We start from the raw sequence: 18,825 nt of genomic DNA, 5'->3' as shown, positions 1-18,825 counted from the left end.
CGAGGCCCAGGGTTACGGTAGAAATCCCATACAAGATCCGTTTTTGCTTCAGTGTATTCATCGCTCATCTGCCTTGTCATCCCGAACGAAGTGAGGGATCTCATACCCACCAAGGAGGTATGAGATTCCTCGGCCCCTTCGGGTCCTCGGAATGACAGGTGCTAAATCGGCGGCTCGCAGTCCAAAACGATCTCGGCTCCGGTTTCCAAATCGCCGCCGGCTTGCGGCTCTTGACGATTGCAGATCCCGCTGCCCCGGATCTTGACCTTGAAATTCTTCGACTGGCCCCGGCGGAGCGCTTCGCGCACCGAGAGCCCGGTCAGGTCGGGCACCGTGGTCTGAGCCACCACCGTTTCGCTGTCGCCCGAGATGGCTTCGACCGTTTCGACGGCTTCCTCCGGCGCGGCCACCGGCTTGCCCTTTTTGACGGCCGGCTTGGCCTTGCCTTTGGCTTCGGCGAGCTTGGTCTCGGGCTCGATCGGATCCGGCGGCGTCTTCAAATAAGCCAGGCTCTGACCCATGATTTCGCGGAACGGCGGGGCGCTGACCAGACCTCCATAATAATCTCCCTTGGGTTCGTCAATAGACACCAAAACCACCAAGCGGGGGTCGCGCGAGGGAGCGAAACCGACGAAGGAAGCGACGTATTTGTTCTTGGCGTAGCCCTTGGACCCGGCCACGACTTTTTGGGCGGTGCCGGTCTTGCCGGCGACCCGAAATTCCTCGAGCCGGGCGGCGGTGCCGGTGCCGCCCTTCTCGACGACGGTCTCCAGCATCTTGGCCATTTCCTTGGCGGTGGTCTCGCTGACGACCTGGCGGAGGATCTGGGGGCCGAAGGTCTGGAGGGTCTTGTCCTTGGAGTCGCGGATCTCCTGGATCAAATAGGGCTTCATCAGGAAGCCGCCGTTGGCGATGGCGACGTAGGCGGAGGCGATCTGGAGCGGGGTGGTCGAGATGCCCTGGCCGAAGGCGATGGTGCCGAGCTGGAGGCTGCCGAGATTGGCGAGCGTGGGCATCAGGCCGCCGACCTCGCCCGGCACCTCGATGCCGCTCTTTTGGCCGAAGCCGAAGTCCCGCATTTTTTCGTAGAAGGTCTTTTTGCCGACCAATTGGGCCAGCTTGTAGCTGCAGATGTTGCTCGAGTACTTGATGATGTCGTTCAAATTGAGCGGGCCGTGGCCGTGGGTGTCGTTGATGGTGAATTTCCCGACCTGCATGGCTCCGTTCTCGCAGTGCAGGGTTTTCTTCAGGTCGAAAGCGCCGGTTTCGAGAGCGATGGCGGCGGTCACCGCCTTGAAGATCGAGCCCGGCTCGAAGAGGTCGGTCACCGCCCGGTTCCGCCAATGTTGAGGCTCGTATTTATAGTACTCGTTGGGGTCGAAGGTCGGCTGGACCGCCATGCCGAGGACCGCACCGGTCTTGACGTCGAGCACCAGGGCCACGCCGCCGGCGGCCTTGGCCTTGTCGACCGCCGCCTTGAGCTCGCGCTCGGCGATGTATTGGATGGTCTTGTCGATGGTGAGGACGACGCCGTTGGGATGCTCCAGGCCCATCAGGGCGAAGGGCGAGTAGGATCGGCCCTTGGCGTCCTGCTCGATCAGCTTCGGCGGGTCCTGGCTCCTCAACACCTCGTCCTTGGCCATCTCGAGGCCGGAGAGGGCCTCGGCGTCGTAACCGACGGCCCCGAGCAAGTTGGCCGCCAGCACGCCGTTGGGATAGAAACGCTTGTACTCGGGCAGGGTGCCGAGACCGGCCAGCTTCAGCTCCTTGAGCTTGGCCGAGTCCTCGGGGCTGAGCCGTCGCTTGAGCCAGACGAATTTCTTCTTCTTGTCGTCGATCTTATCCTGGACTTTGGCTTCGCTCCAGCCGAGGAGCGACGCCACCGCCTTGGCGAAGGCCTTGCGGTCTTCGATCAGGTGGGGCGAGGCGTAGAGGCTGTCGACCTGGAGGTCGATGGCCAGGGTGTCGCCGTGACGGTCGAGGATGGTGCCGCGCTTGGGCGCCACCACCACCTTGCGGTGGTATTGGTTCTTGGCCAGGTGGCTCAGCTTTTCATTGTCGGTGAGATGAAGCTCGAAGGCCCGGGCTCCGACCAGCAGAAAGAGCAGAAAAAAAAACACGCCGACGAAGCCGATCTTGAAACGGACCTTCTTCATCGAGACGCCTGACTTGCTTAAGCTGGAGTTCATGGAATCTTAGGGCATCGGGTCAAGCATGACCGCCGGCACTTTTTCCTTGGGTTGGTAGGCCAGGGCCGGCCCGGCCTTGGGCTTGGCCGATTTCTCGGCGGCCGGCGCCTTTTCGACGATGCGGGCCACCAGCACGGTTTCTTTCTTCGGCAGCTTGGTTTCGGCCGAAGGCTTGGCCGGGGTCGATTTCGCCGGCTTCACCGGATTCTGGGCCAGTGCTTTGCCGTTGTTCGGCTTCGCCGGCAAATCGGGTTTTTCGACGTCGGAATTTTGGGGATCCTCGGCGGCCGGGGCTTTGGCGACTTTGCCGGGCGCGCTTGCAATCGGGGGGACCGCTTTAGCGGCGACCTCGGGCGGCGACTTCTCGGCCGCGGCTGGGCTCGGCTTGGCGGCCGGCTTGGCGGCCAAGGTCTTGGAAGTTTCGGTCGGCGCTTTCGCGGCCGGAGCCTTGGCGGCCAAGGTCTTGGGAGTTTCAACCGGGGCTTTTGCCGCTGGGGCCTTGGCGATTTGGGTCGGAGTCGCGGGCTTGGCCGCGGCTTTGCTCGCGGCCGGCTTGGCGGCAATGGCCTCGGCCTTGTCGCTCTTCTCGGGCTTCGGGGCCGGCACCGGTTTCTCCGGGGCCTTGGCCAAGGCTTTCTCCGTCGGCGCCGGCTTCTTGGCTGCTTCCTTCGCCGGCTCCTTGGTGGTCGGCGGCGTCGAAGGCGCCGCGGCCAACCGAAGGTTCAATTCCTCGTCCCAACGGCTCAGGTAATAAACCTGTTGGGTCTTGGGCAGGACCAGGCCGAAGACTTCCTTGGCCTCCTCCTCGATCCGGGTCGGCGACTTGAGGCGGGCGATCTCGAGGTCGAGGCGCTTGTTCTCCTCGATGAGATGCTCTTTTTTCTGCAGCTCTTGGCTGAGCTTGTAGCCGAGGTTGACCGCTTGGACGTGGGTCCCGATGTAGAACACCGCACAGGCGCTGGTGAGGATGATCAGAGTGAGGAAGGCGCCGAGAAAAGTCCGGCGAGACTTGTCGAGCGGCGAGAAGGTCGGCTGTCGGCGCACGCTCTTGGCGGTGTAGAAGATGGACGTGGCACGTGCCATGGATATCCCAGCGCCTTATTCAACTCTTCGAATCGCCCGCAGCTTGGCGCTGCGGGCCCGCGGATTTTTTGCCACCTCGCCGTCGCTGGGGCCGAGGGGCTTCTTCGTCAAAACTTGGTAACGCTCGAAAGAGCGGAAGGCCCACTTGACGATTCGGTCCTCCAAGGAATGGAAGGAGATCACCGCCAAAGTGCCGCCAACGGCGAGGAAGTCGGGCGGCCGGGCCAAAAACTTTTGGAGCAGGTCGAGCTCGCGGTTGACCGCGATCCGCAGGGCCTGGAAGACCCGGGTCGCCGGGTGAATCCGATGGCGGCCCTTGGAAAAAGGTACGGCGCGGGAAACTATTTGGCACAACCGCTGGGTCGTCTCGATCGAGCCTTCCTCGCGGCTGCGGACTATAAGTCGGGCGATCCGCTTCGCGAAACGTTCTTCCCCGTATTCGCGGAAGATCGCCTCCAACTCTCTTTCGGGGAGGTCATTCAAAAGCTCCCGCGCCGTCACCTCTTCTTCCAGGTCCATCCGCATATCCAATGCGGAATCTTGGGTGAAACTGAATCCCCGCTTGGCGTCGTCGAGCTGGAGGCTGGAGACGCCGAGGTCGAGGATCATGCCGTCGATCGGCCCCAGGTCGGCCTCTGCGATCAGCTCCGGCGCGCGGTCGTAAGTCGCGTGCTTGAGGACGATCCGGTCCTTGAAGGGGCTGAGGCGCTGGGCGGCCAAGCGGAGGGCCTCGCGGTCGCGATCGATCCCGAGCAGTCGGCCTTCAGGTGCCGAGCGTTCGAGGATCGCGAAGGAGTGCCCGCCGAGGCCCAGGGTGCCGTCGACGTAGTTTCGATTTGCTCCAACTTGTAAAAGATCCAAAACCTCGTCCCGCATCACCGGGACATGAATTTCTTCGGGCGACTCAGTGCCAGGTTCGGTGCCGTTCCTGGGGTCCATTGAAGCTCATCACCGCGTCGTAAACCGAGTCGTAGGCTTCGACCACTTGATCCAGGCCGGTGAAGCGGAAGATATTGCGGGTGTAGTTATTGAGGGAGGCGCACTTCAGGTCGCCGCTCAATCCCCGCAGCCGGGTGGCCCGGTCCAGCAAGCGCGAGACCGTCTTGTAGTTGACGTGCTCGACCTTCTGGAAATTCAGCACCACCTTGACCTTCCGGGAAGTCATCAGCTCGCTCAATACTCCTTCCAGTTCCTTCATCTCGTAGTGGGAAACCTCGCCGCTCAGGTGAACGACGGCCACATCGTCGAAGCTCGTCATTTCAAACATCGCTACAATCCCAAATTGGCTAAGTCTTCGGAGCCGTCGATTCGGGCCTGGGCGGCCGTGAAAACCTCGCTCCACTTTTCTTTCGACCAAATCTCGATCCGCTTGGTCATCCCGACGAAAAGGATGTCTTTCTTCAAGCCGGCGTAATCCCGAAGCGTCGGCGGGATGACGATCCGGCCCTGCTTGTCGAGGGGGCACTCGACCGCGCCGCTGACGAAGACCCTTTGGAGGGCCTTCACCTCGGCCTTGAATTGGGGGAGGGCGGCGATCTTTTCCTCGATGACCGACCACTCCTTCACCGGATAAGCCCAAAGACAATTGTCAAAGGTCGTCAGGATGAGGCGCTCGTCGTAGTTCGCGCTTAAAACCTCTCGGAACTTCGCCGGCAGCGAAGTCCGCCCCTTCTCGTCGATGGTGTAATCAAAGCGTCCGCGAAACATCGTCGGCCATTTAAGACCGGCTCGGAGGCGACCGTCAACCACTTTAAACCACATTAGGCCGCTTTTTGGATCTTTTAAACCACTAGGTTGAAAATTGTCAATAGGGCTAATGAAAAAATTCCTGAAAAATCGAGCTATTAGTCCGATCGGCGGGAGTGGAGCCTGAATGATTGTACAAATTTTGGGCCTGGTCAAAGGGATCGCCCTCCACTAGTCAGGGGCTATGAAGGAGTACTCGGCCATTGTTCTAGGAGCCGGCTTTGCCGGGGCGGCCACCGCCTATCACCTGTCTCGGATCGGGATCGGCGAAGTCCTGGTCCTGGAAAGAGAGCCGGCAGCCGGCCGCCACGCCTCCGGTCGCAATGCCTGCCTGCTGCGCCAAGCGGTGGAATGCGAGGAATCGGCCCGCTGGATCCAAGAAACCCGGCGGGCGCTGGAAAATCCGCCGGCCGACTGGCCGAACCGCGAGGTCTTTCGGGCTCAAGGCTCCTTGTTGCTCGGCGAACATGCCGCGCTCAAAGCGCTGCGAAAAATTTTGTCGCGGGTCGGCGGCCGAGCCGAGCTGTTTCGGCGGGCCGAGCTCAAGCTCGATTTTTTTCGGCCTTGGAAAGAAATTTTGGCCAAGGCCGACTTCGAGGCTTTGCTCTTTTCGCCCGAGGACGGCGTCGTCGACGTCGCCGGCTATTTGCAAAATCTGGTCGCGGCCGCTCAAGACCGCGGCGTCGAATATCGCTTCGCCTGCGAGACCACCGGCTTTCGCCGGGAGAACGGCGGCTGGCGGGTCCTGGCCGGCGGCGGCGAATTTTTCGGCCGCTGCTTGATCAACGCCGCCGGCGCTTGGGCCGATGAGCTGGCGGCCGCGAATGGTCTCGAGCGGCGGAAGCTCGAGCCGATGCGGCGCCACCTCTTCGCGTCAAAAAAATCTTCCTGGCATCCGCCCCCGGGCACTTACCTTTGGGATCTGCGTCATGGATGTTATTTTCGTCCGCACGGCGAAGGACTCTTGCTTTGTGCCGGCGACGAGACTCCTCACCCCGCGTCAAGCCTTAGCCTTGATCCTTCGGTAGAAGCCGAGCTTTTCAAAAAACTGCGTCAATATTTTCCGAGCTTGGCCGGGCTTGAGGTCGCCGAGGCTTGGGCTTGCCTCCGCACCTTCGGCCCCGAGAAGCGGCCGCTCGATCCGGCCGATCCGCGGGCGCCGGGACTTTTTTGGGCCGCCGGCTTGGGTGGCCACGGGGTCGGCTTGAGCTTGGGGCTGGGCCGAAAGGTGGCCGGGGCGGTCCATGAATTTTTGGTAGGCAGGCCCGAAGAATCGTTGTAGATCCAGCTGCGACGAATGAGCGGACCGAAATGACAAGCTCCTCAAGGAAAGGGGGATCCATGGCCAAGAAGAGAAAAACCACCAAGAAGAAAAGCGCGATCAGCCACGCCCGCAAGGCCGTCCGCAAGGCCAGCACTCGAGCCGCTGCCGTCGCCCCCCGCAAGCAGCACGTCAGCTACCGCTTGCTCGAAACCGAGATCAATCGGCTCTCCGACCTGCTCCAGACCGTCAAGCAGAAGAGCCGCTTGGTTCGCCGCTCGCTGGCCTACCTCGAGAAGGAGCAGCGCAAGGTCAAGAAGCAGCTATCCCAAGCCCGCAGCTTCTTGCTCCGGCTCAAGAACAAGGGCGTCAAAGCTTTTCAGAATTTCCCGCAAAGCGCCGAAGAGCTCTACCAGCAAGTGAAGAGCGAATTTAATCGGCTGTCGAAGCGCTGGAGCGGCTGATCTTACCCCCCTTTGAAAAAGGGGGGGCAGGGGGATTTGAACGCCGTTGCCAAGCAATGGAGCCCCTTTTTCAAAGGGGGAAATCATTGACCTTCAGCGTTTTGGGGCGCCGGTCGATGATCGAACTCGCGGTCGATGGGCGCACCTTCCAAAGTTTCGTAGGCGCGATCGTTCATCCAGTTTGTTCCCAACACAGCGGTTCCGCCGCTTGCCATTAACTTGGGACCTAAGGTCATTTGGCGGGTCTGACGCAGCTTCGACAGTGCGGCGAAAGAGCCGCCAAAGATCGCAGCGAAGGAAAGGCTGCTCCAGAGCGCGGCGGCATCGGATTCATCGCTCCACTCGCGGGTTTCGGTTAGCCCAACGGCCGACAAGAGGAGATTGATCCAGCTTCCTGCGTCGCCTTGGCTCTCGTGCAAGGTTTCTTTGGCGAGCTTCCTGCTTGCCGGGTCGATGGAATGGGCTAACTTATCGTCATCAGGGGTTCAGGGTTGCCTGTGACCCTGGAGAAAGGCCAATCGCTCGGCGTCGTGACCGATGGCCCGGCCGTCGGCGCCGCGGGCGGCCACTTGGCGGCCGCCGGAAAAGAGGAAGACCCGATAGTCCTCGGCGTAGCGCTCTTCCAAAACCCGATCGGCCACGCCCGGCAAAGTCTTGCGGTAAAATTCCATCGTCTCCTTGGTTTCGGTGACGTGAGCCATCTCGTGAGCCAAGGTTTGGGTCAGGAAGGTTTCCGCGCCGGCTCCGAAGATCGCCGCCATGTCCTCGGCGTAAGAGGCGGCGAGCTTGGCGTCGGTCAGCGGCGGACTGAAGGGTCCGTAGAGGTCGATTCGGCCGCCTTCCTCGAGATGGGTCAAGCCGCCGCCGCGGTCCAGGTCGAGGTGAAGCGTGACGGTCGAAAGTTTAGCGAAGTCGTTCGGGGCCAGGGCCCGGAGGCGATCGAGCACTCGATCCAAAGTTTCGGCTTGGGCCGGATTTAGCTCGCCGCCGGCCCGCCGCAAATCGAGGCCGTGTTTTTTCTCCAGATCGGCAACGTGCTTCGGAGTGTGGACTTCGTGAAACGACTCCTCGGCGAAAGCCTGTTGCCCGAGCTCGGCTTGGGCTTGCTTGCTCCAGTAGGAGCCCTCGTCGATCAAGAGTCGCCGGGCGATTTGATCGATGCGGTGGAAGCCGCCGGGGCCGGCCGCCGAATTCGCGCCCTGTCCGCGGACGAAGTCTTGGACTCGCAGCAAAAAATCGCGGCTTTCCTGGCTCGATAAAGTTTGGAATTCGCCGGCGTAAGGTCCTTGGAGAATTTCGGCCAGAGTCTTAGCCACCGCTTCCCGGTGCTTGGCCGCTACGCCGCTCAGCCGGATCTTGCCGCCCTGGAATTCCACCCCCAGCCCTTCGAGTGCGGCGCGGTTTTTCATCAAGCCTTCTTGAAAGGCTCGGGCGAAGAACTGGGTCTTGGCCTCTTGGAGCTTGCCCATGGTGCCCCGAAAGCGGTTGAAGTCGTTGTTTTGGACCGAGCTTTGGAGGTCGATGAAAAAGCGCTGGGCGGCCTGCTTGCCGAAGCGTGCGGTCAAGTCGGAGCTTGCCAGGACGCCGTCGCGGTCGGTGTCGGTTGCCAGGATTTCCTTTTGCTGAGAAGGAGTTAGCGGAGAGTTCCGGAGATGGTTTTTCAGCTCGACGCTCATGGGCCCCCTGTCGCTTATCGATTTTAGGAGCCTGAGAGTTGTGGGGCAAGCTGGGGCAGATAATTCTTGCCGGTCTTCGATCGATGCCTTCTAATTCCTCCAAATAGCGGATCCTTAGGAGGCACTATGAAAAAGGCTTGGCGTGTTGGCAGCGGGTTGATGGCGTGGATCGGAGTCCTGGCCTGGATGGGTTTGGCCGGAGGCCTCGGCGCCTGCGGTGGCGACGATGACGAAGTCTTGACGATCAGCCCGCCGGGGCCGGTGGTGGTGGAGAAGGGCAGCACTCAGCAATTCACCGCCAACTTTGCCGGAGTCACCTGGTCGGTCGAGGGCGGCGACGCCAACGGAACCATCAACGTCAACGGCCTCTACACGCCGCCGGCGACTTTGCCGATCGATCCCGAAGTGACGGTGGTCGCTTCGCTGCCCGGCGCCGAAGACAGCGCCTTGGTCGAGCTCCGCACCGCCGACAGCATCGCTTTTCCGCCGGCGACCGAGGCGGTCCAGGTCAACCAAGATCCGGCCGATCCGAGCGTCCTCTTCGAAACCTTGATCCTGGCCGGTATCGGCGATCGGCTGGCGGTCAACCTCGGCTCGATCCACGTCAATGCCGTTTGGAACGGCGGGTCTTCGGAGCCCTCGATCTTTTTTGGCCACTCGCTGGATTTCGGACCTTTCAGCCCCGAGCTCAACATCAGCCCGGCCGGGACCTCCCAGTTGGCGGCGGTGCTGGAGAATGACGGCGATCACAATCCGATGCTGGCCTTGGTCGAGCTGCCGCCCGAGCCGACCGCGACCCCGACGGCCACGCCGGTGACCCAGGTCTTGTTCACCCGCAGCGAGAACCAAGGCGCCAGCTTCACGGCGCCGGTGGCGGTCGCGCCGTCCACTCTGTTCCAAGGAAACCCGTCGATGCGGCGGGATGAGAACGGCGTCATTCATTTGGTCTACGGTCAAAGCGAGGAGCTGAGCGAGGGCGTCCTGGGGTCTATATTCTACGTCCAAAGTGCCGACAACGGCGCCACTTGGTCGTCGCCGATTCCGGTGGTGCCCCCGCCGACCGCTCCCGCGGTCCTGGGCTTCCCTTACATCGCGGTCGATCCGGAAGGCCAAGTGCTCCATGTCTGCTTCGCGACCTTCCCGGATAGTTCCAGTCTCGATGACTCCTTCATCACCAGCGTGAAGAGCGTCGATGGCGGGGATAGTTTCGGCGAGCCGGTGGATTTGGAAGCAACGTCCGGCGTCGCCGACCTGCTCTGCCGCAACGCCTTGGGCAGCAATGGCGAAGTTTACATCGGCTGGAGCCGCGATGTCGGCGACATCGCCCAGGTGCTTTTCTCGGTTAGCACCGACGGCGGATCTTCGTTCAGCTCGCCCAAGCGTATCAGCAGCGTCGCCAACTCCTCCGAAGCCTTTGCGATGCTTTCGGTGGATTCGCTCGGCCGCTTGGACGTGGTTTGGACCGGTGACCCCACCGGCGGGACCGATTTCGCGGATCTTATCTATGTGCGAAGCACCGACGCCGGTCAGACCTTCTCGGATAACGCGACGCTAGCCCAAGGCGTCGAGGCCATGGTCCCGCTGGGACTGCGCCACGATGTTTCGGGGCGGACCCATGTCATCTTCGCCAGCGACATCAACGATCCCGGCAACAGCGTCGACATTCTATATTTGTTGGGAGAGTGAGCGATGATTTCCCCCTTTGAAAAAGGGGGATTCAGGGGGATTTAAAGCGGTCGCTGGAAGATAAAAGCTTGGATTTCAAATCCCCCCAGCCCCCCTTTTTCAAAGAGGGGTAAGATTAGGACTCGGCCTCGGCCACCGACTCGCTGGCCTGGATCCGCGGCTCGTATTCGAAGCTGAGCTCGTCGTCCTTGACGACGACCTTGACGGTGCCGCCCTTTTCGAGGCGGCCGAAGAGGATCTCGTCGGCCAGCACCCGCTTGATCTTCTCTTGAATCAGCCGGCTCAGGGGCCGGGCGCCGTACTTCTCGTCATAACCGTTCTTGGCCAGCCATTCCTTGGCTTCGGTCGCCATGTCGAGCTCGACCTTCTTTTCCAAAAGCTGTATTTCCAACTCGGCGAGGAATTTCTCGACCACGTGGAGGACGATCGGCATGTCGAGGTGGGCGAAGGGCACAATCCCGTCCAAGCGGTTGAGGAACTCGGGGCTGAACAGGTCCTTGATCGCCTTCATGTCGTGGCCGTCGGAGCCGGCCTTGTTCTCGATGCCGATCGATTTCTTGGCCAAGTCGCGGGCCCCGGCATTGGTGGTCATGATCAAGACGATGTTGCGGAAATCGGCCTTCTTGCCGTTGTTGTCGGTCAAAGTTCCGTAATCCATCACTTGCAGCAAAATATTGAAGAGGTCGGGATGGGCCTTCTCGATCTCATCCAAGAGCAGGACCGCGTGGGGTTTCTGGTTGATCGCGTCGGTGAGCAGGCCGCCCTGGTCGAAGCCGACGTAGCCCGGCGGGGCGCCGATCAAGCGCGAGACCGTGTGCTTCTCCATGTATTCGCTCATGTCGAAACGGAGGAATTGAATGCCCATGACCCGGGCCAGCTCTTTGCTGAGCTCGGTCTTGCCGACGCCGGTCGGACCGCAGAAGAGAAAGGAGCCGATCGGCTTCTCGGTGGCGCCGAGGCCGGAGCGCGAGAGCTTGATCGCGGCGGCGAGCTGCTCGATGGCCTTCTCTTGGCCGAAGACCCGCTGCTTCAGGTCGCGGTCGAGGTGGCGGAGGGCCTCCTTGTCGTTGACCGAGACGGTCTTGGGCGGAATCCGCGCCATCTTGGCGATCATCGCTTCGATGTCCTGGGCGGTGACGGTCTTCTTCTGCTGGGACTTGGGCCGCAGGCGCAGGGCCGCGCCGACCTCGTCGATCACGTCGATGGCCTTGTCCGGCAGGTGGCGGTCGCTCAGGTAGCGCGAGGCCAGTTGGGCCGCGGCGACCAGGGCCGAATGGGTGTAGCGAACCTGGTGATGGGATTCGAAGCGCGACTTCAGCCCTTCGAGGATCTTGACCGTCTCGTCGACGCTGGGCTCGGGCACGTCGATTTTTTGGAAGCGGCGGCTCAGGGCCCGGTCCTTCTCGAAGGCCTTGTATTCTTGATAAGTGGTCGAGCCGATGCACTTCATGTCGCCCGAGGCCAACACCGGCTTGAGCAGGTTGGAGGCGTCCATCGTCCCGCCGGTGGTGGCGCCGGCGCCGATCAGGGTGTGGATCTCGTCGATGAAAAGGATGGCGCCTTCCTCTTTTTTGAGCCGGGCCAGGACCGCCTTGAGGCGCTGCTCGAAATCGCCGCGGAACTTGGTGCCGGCGAGCAAAGCGCCCAGGTCGAGGGCGTAGATCGTCGAGTCGAGCAGGATGTCGGGCACGTCCTTTTGATGGATCTTGAGGGCCAAGCCCTCGGCGATGGCGGTTTTGCCGACGCCGGCCTCGCCGACGTAGAGCGGGTTGTTCTTGCGGCGGCGGCAGAGGACGTGGACCGTCCGCTCCAGCTCGTTCTCCCGGCCGATCAGGGGGTCGATCTTGCCTTCCTTGGCCTTCTGGTTGAGGTTGACGGCATAGCGCTCCAGCACGTCGGTGCCGGCGCCGCCGCCCTCTTCCTCGAGCTCCTCGTTGGTCGTGAACTCGGCTTCGCTGGTCTCGGCCGGCAGCTTGCTGATGCCATGGGAAATATAGCTCACCACGTCAAGGCGGTGGATGCCCTGCTTGCCCAAAAAATAAACCGCGTGGCTGTCCTTCTCGCTGAACAGCGCCACCAGGACATTGGAAGCCGTGACCTCGCTCTTGCCCGCGGCCTGGACGTGGAAGAAGGCCCGCTGCAAGACCCGCTGGACCGCCAGCGAAGTGTGGATCTCGGTCCCGCGCTCGCTCTCGTCGCTGATCAGCTGGTCCTCGAAGAAGCGCTCCAGCTCCTTGACCAGCTTTTGGACGCTGCCGCCGCAGGCGTGGACGATCTTGATGATCGCGCCGTCCTGCAGCAGGGCGTAGAGCAGGTGCTCCAGCGTCAGGTAGTCGTGTTTCCGCTTCTTGGCCTCGGTATAGGCCAAGTTGAGGGTGTTTTGCAGTTCCTTGCTGATCATTCGGTTAAGACAACCTTTCCTTCAAACCTTATGCCTCTTCCATGATGCATTGTAAGGGAAACTCGTGAGCGCGGGAATAGTCGACTACTTGGGAGACCTTGGTCTCGGCGATTTCCTTGGGATAGATCCCGCAAACGCCTCTTCCCTTCATGTGAACGTGGAGCATGATCCGCCGGGCCTCCTCGAAGGGCTTTTGGAAAAACTTTTCCAGGACCTCGATCACGAACTCCATCGTGGTGTAGTCGTCATTGAGCAGGACGACTTGGAACATGGCCGGCCTTTGGACCTTGGTTCGAGTTTTGGTGGCGGTTTTGCCCTCGCGATGATGCTCGTCGTCTTCCCATGCCATCCGGCCGACTCCTTTCCTTATCTATATGCACGATGGGGCCTCTCGACAAGCCCAGCCTTACCTTGACAGGCCGATGGCGGCTTACTAGCCCTATCCTATGGAAATCCCTGCCAAGATGAGGGTGGCACGGTGGTACGCACCGGAGCGGATCCAGCTCGACGAGGTGGCCGTGCCCCGGCCCGGCCCCGGCGAAGTCTTGGTCAAGATCGGAGCCGCCCTGACTTGCGGCACCGACTTCAAGACCTTCAAGCGGGGCCACCCTCGGCTCATCAAGGAAATTCCCGGCCCTTTCGGCCATGAGATGGCCGGGACCGTGGCAGCGCTTGGTCCCGGCGTCGCCGCCTACCAGCTTGGCGACCGGGTGGCGGTGGGGAATTCGGCGCCTTGCGGGACCTGCTTTTATTGCCAGCGCGGCTCCTTCTCGCTCTGTGAGGATTTGCAATTTCTCAATGGGGCCTATGCCGATTTCCTCTTGGTCCCGCGCCGGATCGTCGAGGTCAACCTCCACAAGATTCCGGCCAGCTTACCTTTCGCCTCCGCTGCCTTGGCCGAGCCCTTGGCCTGCGTGCTTCACGCCTTCGACAAAGTGGCGCCGCAGCCCGGCGAAACCTTGGCCCTGCTCGGCGCCGGGCCGATGGGCGTGCTCTTCGCCCAGTTGGCCAAGCTGGCCGGGGTGCGTTTGGTGGCGATCGCCCGTGACAAGGCCAAGCTCGAAAATCTTAAAAAGCTGGGAGCCAGTGAAACCATCAGCCTGACCGAGGATCCCGAGCCCTTGGCCCGGGCCCAGGCCCTGCTCAACGAGGGCCGGGGGGCCGACGGGGTCATCGAGGCGGTCGGCCTGCCCGAAATGTGGGAGTTGGCCGCCAAGCTGGCCAGGCCCGGCGGCCGGGTCTGCTTTTACGGCGGCTGCGCCAAGGGTAGCGAGGTCAAGCTCGACACTTACCGGATCCACTATGAGGAGCTGCGGCTCTTCGGCGTCTTCCACCACACCCCGGACTACTTCGCCCGGGCGGTCCGGTATCTCAGCGAAGAAAAGGTTCGACCCGAAGGCCTGGTCGTCGGAGAATACCGGCTGGACCAGATCCACGACGTTTTTCGCCCCGGCGCGAGCTCCAACCCGCTCAAGCTGGCGGTGATTCCTTGACAGGAGGTTCCATGGCCCCGCGTGTTTTCACCATTCACTACCAAATCATCGACCCCAGCGGCGCGGTCATGGAAGATTCCCGTCCCGGCGAGCCCCTCACCTTCATGGAGGGCGCCGGCCAGATCCTGCCCGACCTCGAAACCGGGGTTTTAGGCCTCAAGGCCGGCCAGAAGGCCTCGCTCGACGTGGCTTCGGACCATGCCTTTGGTCCGCGCGAAGAAGGTCGAGTGGTCAAAGTTGAGCGTCGGCCCGGCGAGAAGACCGAACTGCAGATCGGTCAAACGGTCGCTCTAGGCAAGGAGCAGGCCCCCGCCACCGTGATCGACGTGACCGGCGCTTATTATATCGTCGATGCCAACCACCCTTTTGCCGGCATGGACCTGCGCTTCGAAATTGAAGTTTTAGCGGTTCGTCCGGCCACCGCCGAGGAAATCCAGCATGGCCATGCTCATGGCCAGCACGGCCACGGTCACTAAAATTCGGTAACATATGATGACCACCCTCCGAATCGGCTCAGACTGCCGAATCCGGATATCTTTGTTTTTCAGCCACTTAAATTCATCCCTCCCATCTCGGCACGCCTCTTGCTCTCTTGGGGGGCAGGGTAAGGATTCGTAACAAAATGACAAAGTAGTACCCAGTCTGCCGGTCTTCCGTGGACGACTTGCAGAAGGGGGGAGGGGTTTATGAAACGCGCCTTATTTGTCCTTTCGACGATTCTTTTCCTGGGACTTTCGACTCAGGCCCAAGCCTTGCTGAGCGGCTCACGGATCACCTCCGTGACCAAGATCGATGACTCGACCTGTGCCATCACCTTGGACGCCGACGGCAGCGGCCTCCTCGACATCTTGTCCTTGGACCAATTGCAGCTGAACGACAGCTTGCTGGTCAATTTGAGCGGCCTCGTCCAGCGCCTGTTGAGCCTCGACTTGACCCAGGTCCGCGAAGTGCTGGTGGCTTCGCCGGCCTTCGAGACTCTCACCGGCCTGACCGCCGACGTCCACCTCGACAATGACGACTGCACCGAGCTCGAGGTGGGCGATGTCCTCAAGATCGCGGTTCCCGGACTGCTCGGCTTGGAGATTTTGGATACCGTGACTCTGCCCGGAGGTTTCGGCGACCTGACTTCAATATTGATCGATGAAGAGGGGAACATCGATCTCATCAATCTGGTGGAAGAAGTCTTGGAGATCGTGGGTCTCGACAGCGCCGGAACGATCGGCGGCGGTCAAGGCAACGTCGGAACTCCGCCCGAGGGCCAGACGCCCGACGACAGCGGCGTCGGCGGCAGCACCGGCGGTGAAGGCGGCGACGGAGTCGTCGGCCCCCTGCCGGGCAACGCGGCTTCGGGCGGATGCAGTCTGGGCGCGGCGACGCCGGCGGCGGGACTCGAGCTCTTGACTTGGGTCGGGGCAGCCGCGGCGTTGTTTGCATCGCGGAAGCGGCGTTAAGCCGAAGGAAATCGATTTCCTACCTGCCCTATAACCCTGCACCGTCGGGCTGGACCTCCCTGGCCCGGCGGTGATTTTTTGTATGGGTCATCCTGAGCGGAGCGAAGGATCTGTGACTGACCAATAAACTATGAGGCGCCAGGTTCCTTCGTCTCCCCGGAATTCCCTTAAGATGACACGAAGAGAATGGGCCTTTCAAAAGACCTTGGCAGGTCGCAGATCCTTCGCTCCGCTCAGGATGACCTACTCCCCGTCCATGATTTCGATGAGGCGCTGGCGATTCTTCTTGGCGTCCTCGAAGCCGAGGTCGAAGAGGGTGCGGAGGTATTCGGGGGCGAAGGTGAGATAGCTCAAAAGATCGCTGCCGGTGCTGGGCTCGATGTCGAGGAGGCGGATCAGCATTTTCTCGAAGGCCGCGAATTGGAAATCGCCTTTCTTGGCCCTGGAGACCCAGCGCAGGAAGAGGCCGCTGATCGACTGCGATGGCTTGATCTCGAGGGCCTGGATCTTGCGCAGGCCCCGGCTGGCGATGTCGACCTTGAGCCCGTCCCGAGACATCTTCTTGTTGAGCTTCTCGAGATAGTCGGGCCCGTAGACCTTCTCGCTGGTCTCGACGATGGAATTGATCCGGGTCAGCTGCTCCATGTCGTACTCGATCCGGTCGAGGAAGACGCCGTTGAGCAGGCGGCCGAGCTGGAGGGCGATGGTCGGCTCGGGCATGTCCTTCTTGAAGTGGAGCTTCTCCAGGGTCGCCGAGCGATAGCGCAGGCCGATCACGATCAGCGAATCGGCGCCGAGTTGGATCGCCGGCGACATCGGAGTGAAAAGCCGGAGGCTGCCGTCGGCGTAGTAGGTCTTGTCGAGCTTGACCGCCGGGAAGATGATCGGGATCGCGGCCGAGGCCATCGCATGGTCGACGTTCAGCTCGACGTCGAAGTGGCCGTAATGGCCCTGGTACTCGTGGTCGGGCTTGCGTTGGAGGAAGAGCTCCTGCCGGCCGTTGCGGAGATTGGTGGCGTTGAGCGCCACCGCGTCGATCGGGCCTTCGAGGACGTTTTTGCGGATCGCCTTCCAGGGCACCACCTTCTTCAAGAATTCGCGGAGCGGCGAGGTGTCGAGGAAGGAGTTGAAATGGGGGCCCTTGCGCCGGCCGATCTGGAAGGGATTGAAGGTGAAGAGGTTGCGCATCACCCCGCCGACGGTCGAGCCCAGGAAGTGGGTGGTGGCGCCGAAGTCGCGCTGATAGACGTTTTCCTGGCGGATCGAGAACCAGACTTCCTTGATCTTTTCGGCTTGGGCCTTGGGATCCTCGGCCATCGCGGCCATCGCCGCGGTGTTGAGGGCGCCGACGCTGGTGCCGGTGTGGATCTGAAAGGCCTTCTGGGCGACCTTGGCCGGAAGGCCGGTGCGCAGATAGTAGAGCACTCCCGCTTCGTAGGCGCCGCGGGCTCCGCCCGCCGCCAAGACCAAGGCTAACCTTCCCATATCCTCATCCCCCTTGTATCCCCGCATCCGCCAAACTGAGAAAACTGTCCTTGGCCGCCCGCAAGGTTTTGGCGAGCTCGTTCTCGCCGTGGCTCAAGGAAAGGAACCAAGCCTCGAAAGGCGAAGGCGGAAGGTAGATTCCCCGCTTGAGCATTTCGTGAAAGAAGCTTCGGTAGGCCGCCGGATTGCCCGAAGTGGCGTCGCGGAGATTTTCCACCGGCTTTTCGTTGAAGAAAAGGCTCAGCATGCCACAGACGTAAGGCACTTGGACTTTCATCTTGGCGGCGGCCGCGGCTTCGAGCAGGCCCTTGGCCAGGCGTTCGGTCTTGCGAAGCAATTTGAAATGGGCCTTGGGCGTCGAAATGATCTTCAAGGTGGCGAGGCCGGCGGCCATGGCCACCGGATTTCCCGAGAGGGTCCCGGCCTGGTAGACGCCGCCTTCGGGGCTGACCCACTTCATGATCTCGGCCCGGCCGCCGTAGGCGCCGACCGGCATTCCGCCGCCGATGATCTTGCCCAAAGTGGTGAGGTCGGGCTTGATGCCGAACAGGGCCTGGGCTCCGCCCAGCGCGACCCGGAAGCCGGTCATGACCTCGTCGAAGACGAGGAGGGCGCCGCTTTGCTTGCAAAGCTTTTTCAGGCCCTCGAGGAAGCCGGGCTTGGGCAAGACGCAGCCCATGTTGCCGACCACCGGCTCGACGATGATGGCGGCCAAATCCTTGCGGTGCTTGGCGACCAGGGCCGCGGTGCCTTCGAGATCGTTGTAGTCGGCGACCAAGGTGTGCTCGACGAATTCCTCAGGCACGCCGAGGCTGTCGGGCCGGCCATGAGTCAGGGCGCCGGAGCCGGCCTTGACCAGCAGATAGTCGGCGTGGCCGTGATAGCAGCCGGCGAATTTAAGGACCTTGTCGCGGCCGGTGAAGCCGCGGGCGGCGCGGAGGGCGCCCATCACGGCCTCGGTTCCCGAATTGACCAGCCGCAATTTTTGGAGCGAGGGGACGTGGCGGATCAAGGCCTTGGCCATTTGGATCTCGAGCGGCGAAGGCGCGCCGAAGCTGAGGCCGAGGGCGCTGGTTTGTTGGACGGCCTCGACGACTTTGGGGTGGGCGTGGCCGACGATCATCGGGCCCCAGGAGCCGACGTAGTCAATGTAGTTGTTGCCGTCGACGTCGCGGAGGTAGGCTCCGTGGGCACTGGCGATGAAGCGGGGATGACCGCCGACGCTTTGAAAGGCCCGAACCGGGCTGTTGACCCCGCCAGGCAGCAATTTGCGGGCCGCGGCGAATAATTTTTCCGAATGCTTGGTGGCCATGGCTCCTGCTGGGTCTAACCTTGCGGGCGGGCAATGTCAAACCGAGCTTTGCCGGCGCCGGGCGAGCTAAGCTCATGTTTTTAAGGTGAATTACCGAAAATTTGCTTGCTTGACGGATCGGGTGGGGGAGGCTATTTCTAGCCGCCAATTCAATCGAAGGAGGCCCCCGTGATCCGCAGCTATCGGCGAACCTTTCTCACCGCGGCATTTTTGGCGCTCTTCGGCGCTGCCTGCGGCGGCTCCGACATTCCCAAGATTGCCGTCCAGGTCGAGCCGCTCTGCGCTCCGGTGCCTCCGGGCGCCAGCCAGCAATTCAATGCCCGTATCTTCGTCGACAGCGTCGATCAAGGCATCAACAACGCCGCCGTGACCTGGAGCGTCCTCGGCGGCGACGTCAACGGCGTGGTCACCGCCGATGGGCTCTACACCGCTCCCAACACCGTTCCGCCGCCGGCCGCTCAGGTGACGATCATCGCGACCAGCAACGAAGACGTCCAAAAAGAGGGTCAAGCCACCGCGGTGCTGACCGGCGAATGCCCGGTGGTGCCTCCGCCCACCCTGGAATTCTAAACGGATCT

18 protein-coding genes are annotated in these 18,825 nt (G+C 61.8%); 7 read left to right on the top strand and 11 right to left on the bottom strand.

The window, feature by feature from the left end; translation table 11 throughout:
* Window positions 1-161 precede the first annotated feature (161 nt).
* Genes VJR29_13980 through mraZ form a run of 5 tightly spaced genes read right to left on the bottom strand, consistent with a single transcriptional unit; the run spans window position 162 to window position 4,979 of the window.
* A complete protein-coding gene (locus tag VJR29_13980; protein HKY64512.1) occupies window positions 162-2,156 on the bottom strand; it encodes a penicillin-binding transpeptidase domain-containing protein in 1,995 nt (664 codons plus the stop codon).
* Window positions 2,157-2,195: 39 nt separating this feature from the next.
* Complete coding sequence (locus tag VJR29_13975) at window positions 2,196-3,272, bottom strand: cell division protein FtsL (protein ID HKY64511.1); 1,077 nt, start codon at window positions 3,270-3,272, stop codon at window positions 2,196-2,198.
* A 15-nt stretch (window positions 3,273-3,287) separates the two neighbouring features.
* Entirely contained in the window at window positions 3,288-4,211 is a 924-nt protein-coding gene (gene rsmH, locus VJR29_13970) for a 16S rRNA (cytosine(1402)-N(4))-methyltransferase RsmH (GenBank protein ID HKY64510.1), read from the bottom strand.
* Entirely contained in the window at window positions 4,177-4,539 is a 363-nt protein-coding gene (locus VJR29_13965) for an STAS domain-containing protein (GenBank protein HKY64509.1), read from the bottom strand. The genes rsmH and VJR29_13965 overlap by 35 nt, the downstream gene beginning before the upstream one ends.
* 2 nt (window positions 4,540-4,541) lie before the next feature.
* Window positions 4,542-4,979, bottom strand: coding sequence for a division/cell wall cluster transcriptional repressor MraZ (mraZ, locus tag VJR29_13960; GenBank protein ID HKY64508.1), 438 nt, complete (start codon window positions 4,977-4,979; stop codon window positions 4,542-4,544).
* A 223-nt stretch (window positions 4,980-5,202) separates the two neighbouring features.
* On the opposite strand from mraZ, the gene VJR29_13955 reads away from it, so the two are divergent.
* Both VJR29_13955 and VJR29_13950 read left to right on the top strand, forming a co-directional pair.
* Window positions 5,203-6,300: an FAD-dependent oxidoreductase gene (locus tag VJR29_13955; GenBank protein ID HKY64507.1), complete on the top strand. Its 1,098-nt coding sequence runs from the start codon at window positions 5,203-5,205 to the stop codon at window positions 6,298-6,300.
* A gap of 59 nt (window positions 6,301-6,359) precedes the next feature.
* The gene (locus tag VJR29_13950; protein ID HKY64506.1) at window positions 6,360-6,743 is read left to right on the top strand and encodes a hypothetical protein; all 384 of its coding nucleotides are present in this window, start codon (window positions 6,360-6,362) and stop codon (window positions 6,741-6,743) included.
* An 83-nt stretch (window positions 6,744-6,826) separates the two neighbouring features.
* On the opposite strand, the gene VJR29_13945 is transcribed toward VJR29_13950, so the two are convergent.
* The gene (locus VJR29_13945) at window positions 6,827-7,162 is read right to left on the bottom strand and encodes a hypothetical protein (protein ID HKY64505.1); all 336 of its coding nucleotides are present in this window, start codon (window positions 7,160-7,162) and stop codon (window positions 6,827-6,829) included.
* A 66-nt stretch (window positions 7,163-7,228) separates the two neighbouring features.
* On the bottom strand, window positions 7,229-8,419 hold the full coding sequence (locus tag VJR29_13940) for a hypothetical protein (protein ID HKY64504.1): 1,191 nt from the start codon (window positions 8,417-8,419) through the stop codon (window positions 7,229-7,231).
* A 126-nt stretch (window positions 8,420-8,545) separates the two neighbouring features.
* On the opposite strand from VJR29_13940, the gene VJR29_13935 reads away from it, so the two are divergent.
* Window positions 8,546-10,105, top strand: a complete 1,560-nt coding sequence (locus VJR29_13935; protein ID HKY64503.1) for a sialidase family protein — start codon at window positions 8,546-8,548, stop codon at window positions 10,103-10,105.
* 115 nt (window positions 10,106-10,220) lie between these two features.
* Here the strand turns inward: VJR29_13935 and clpA are convergent, their stop codons facing one another.
* Together clpA and clpS are read right to left on the bottom strand one after the other, a co-directional pair.
* On the bottom strand, window positions 10,221-12,506 hold the full coding sequence (clpA, locus tag VJR29_13930) for an ATP-dependent Clp protease ATP-binding subunit ClpA (GenBank protein ID HKY64502.1): 2,286 nt from the start codon (window positions 12,504-12,506) through the stop codon (window positions 10,221-10,223).
* A gap of 28 nt (window positions 12,507-12,534) precedes the next feature.
* Window positions 12,535-12,855 (bottom strand): ATP-dependent Clp protease adapter ClpS, encoded by a 321-nt coding sequence (gene clpS / locus VJR29_13925; GenBank protein ID HKY64501.1) that lies wholly within the window; start codon window positions 12,853-12,855, stop codon window positions 12,535-12,537.
* Between the two features lie 115 nt (window positions 12,856-12,970).
* Between clpS and VJR29_13920 the strand changes: the two genes are divergently transcribed.
* The 3 genes from VJR29_13920 (at window position 12,971) to VJR29_13910 (ending at window position 15,450) form a co-directional block, all read left to right on the top strand.
* Window positions 12,971-13,999 (top strand): zinc-binding dehydrogenase, encoded by a 1,029-nt coding sequence (locus tag VJR29_13920; GenBank protein ID HKY64500.1) that lies wholly within the window; start codon window positions 12,971-12,973, stop codon window positions 13,997-13,999.
* Between the two features lie 11 nt (window positions 14,000-14,010).
* Window positions 14,011-14,475 carry an FKBP-type peptidyl-prolyl cis-trans isomerase gene (locus VJR29_13915; protein ID HKY64499.1) on the top strand — a complete coding sequence of 155 codons (465 nt, stop codon included), beginning with the start codon at window positions 14,011-14,013 and terminating at the stop codon, window positions 14,473-14,475.
* A gap of 210 nt (window positions 14,476-14,685) precedes the next feature.
* A complete protein-coding gene (locus tag VJR29_13910) occupies window positions 14,686-15,450 on the top strand; it encodes a hypothetical protein (protein ID HKY64498.1) in 765 nt (254 codons plus the stop codon).
* Between the two features lie 243 nt (window positions 15,451-15,693).
* On the opposite strand, the gene VJR29_13905 is transcribed toward VJR29_13910, so the two are convergent.
* On the bottom strand, window positions 15,694-16,935 hold the full coding sequence (locus VJR29_13905) for a patatin-like phospholipase family protein (GenBank protein HKY64497.1): 1,242 nt from the start codon (window positions 16,933-16,935) through the stop codon (window positions 15,694-15,696).
* A gap of 4 nt (window positions 16,936-16,939) precedes the next feature.
* Window positions 16,940-18,247: a glutamate-1-semialdehyde 2,1-aminomutase gene (hemL, locus tag VJR29_13900; protein HKY64496.1), complete on the bottom strand. Its 1,308-nt coding sequence runs from the start codon at window positions 18,245-18,247 to the stop codon at window positions 16,940-16,942.
* A gap of 168 nt (window positions 18,248-18,415) precedes the next feature.
* Here hemL and VJR29_13895 point away from each other — a divergent pair, with 168 nt between their 5' ends.
* Complete coding sequence (locus VJR29_13895) at window positions 18,416-18,817, top strand: hypothetical protein (GenBank protein HKY64495.1); 402 nt, start codon at window positions 18,416-18,418, stop codon at window positions 18,815-18,817.
* Window positions 18,818-18,825: the final 8 nt, after the last annotated feature.

It is taken from the genome of bacterium (genome assembly GCA_035281585.1).
Lineage (GTDB): Bacteria > UBA10199 > UBA10199 > DSSB01 > DSSB01 > DATEDP01.
This window is presented reverse-complemented; position numbering and strand designations above follow the sequence as displayed.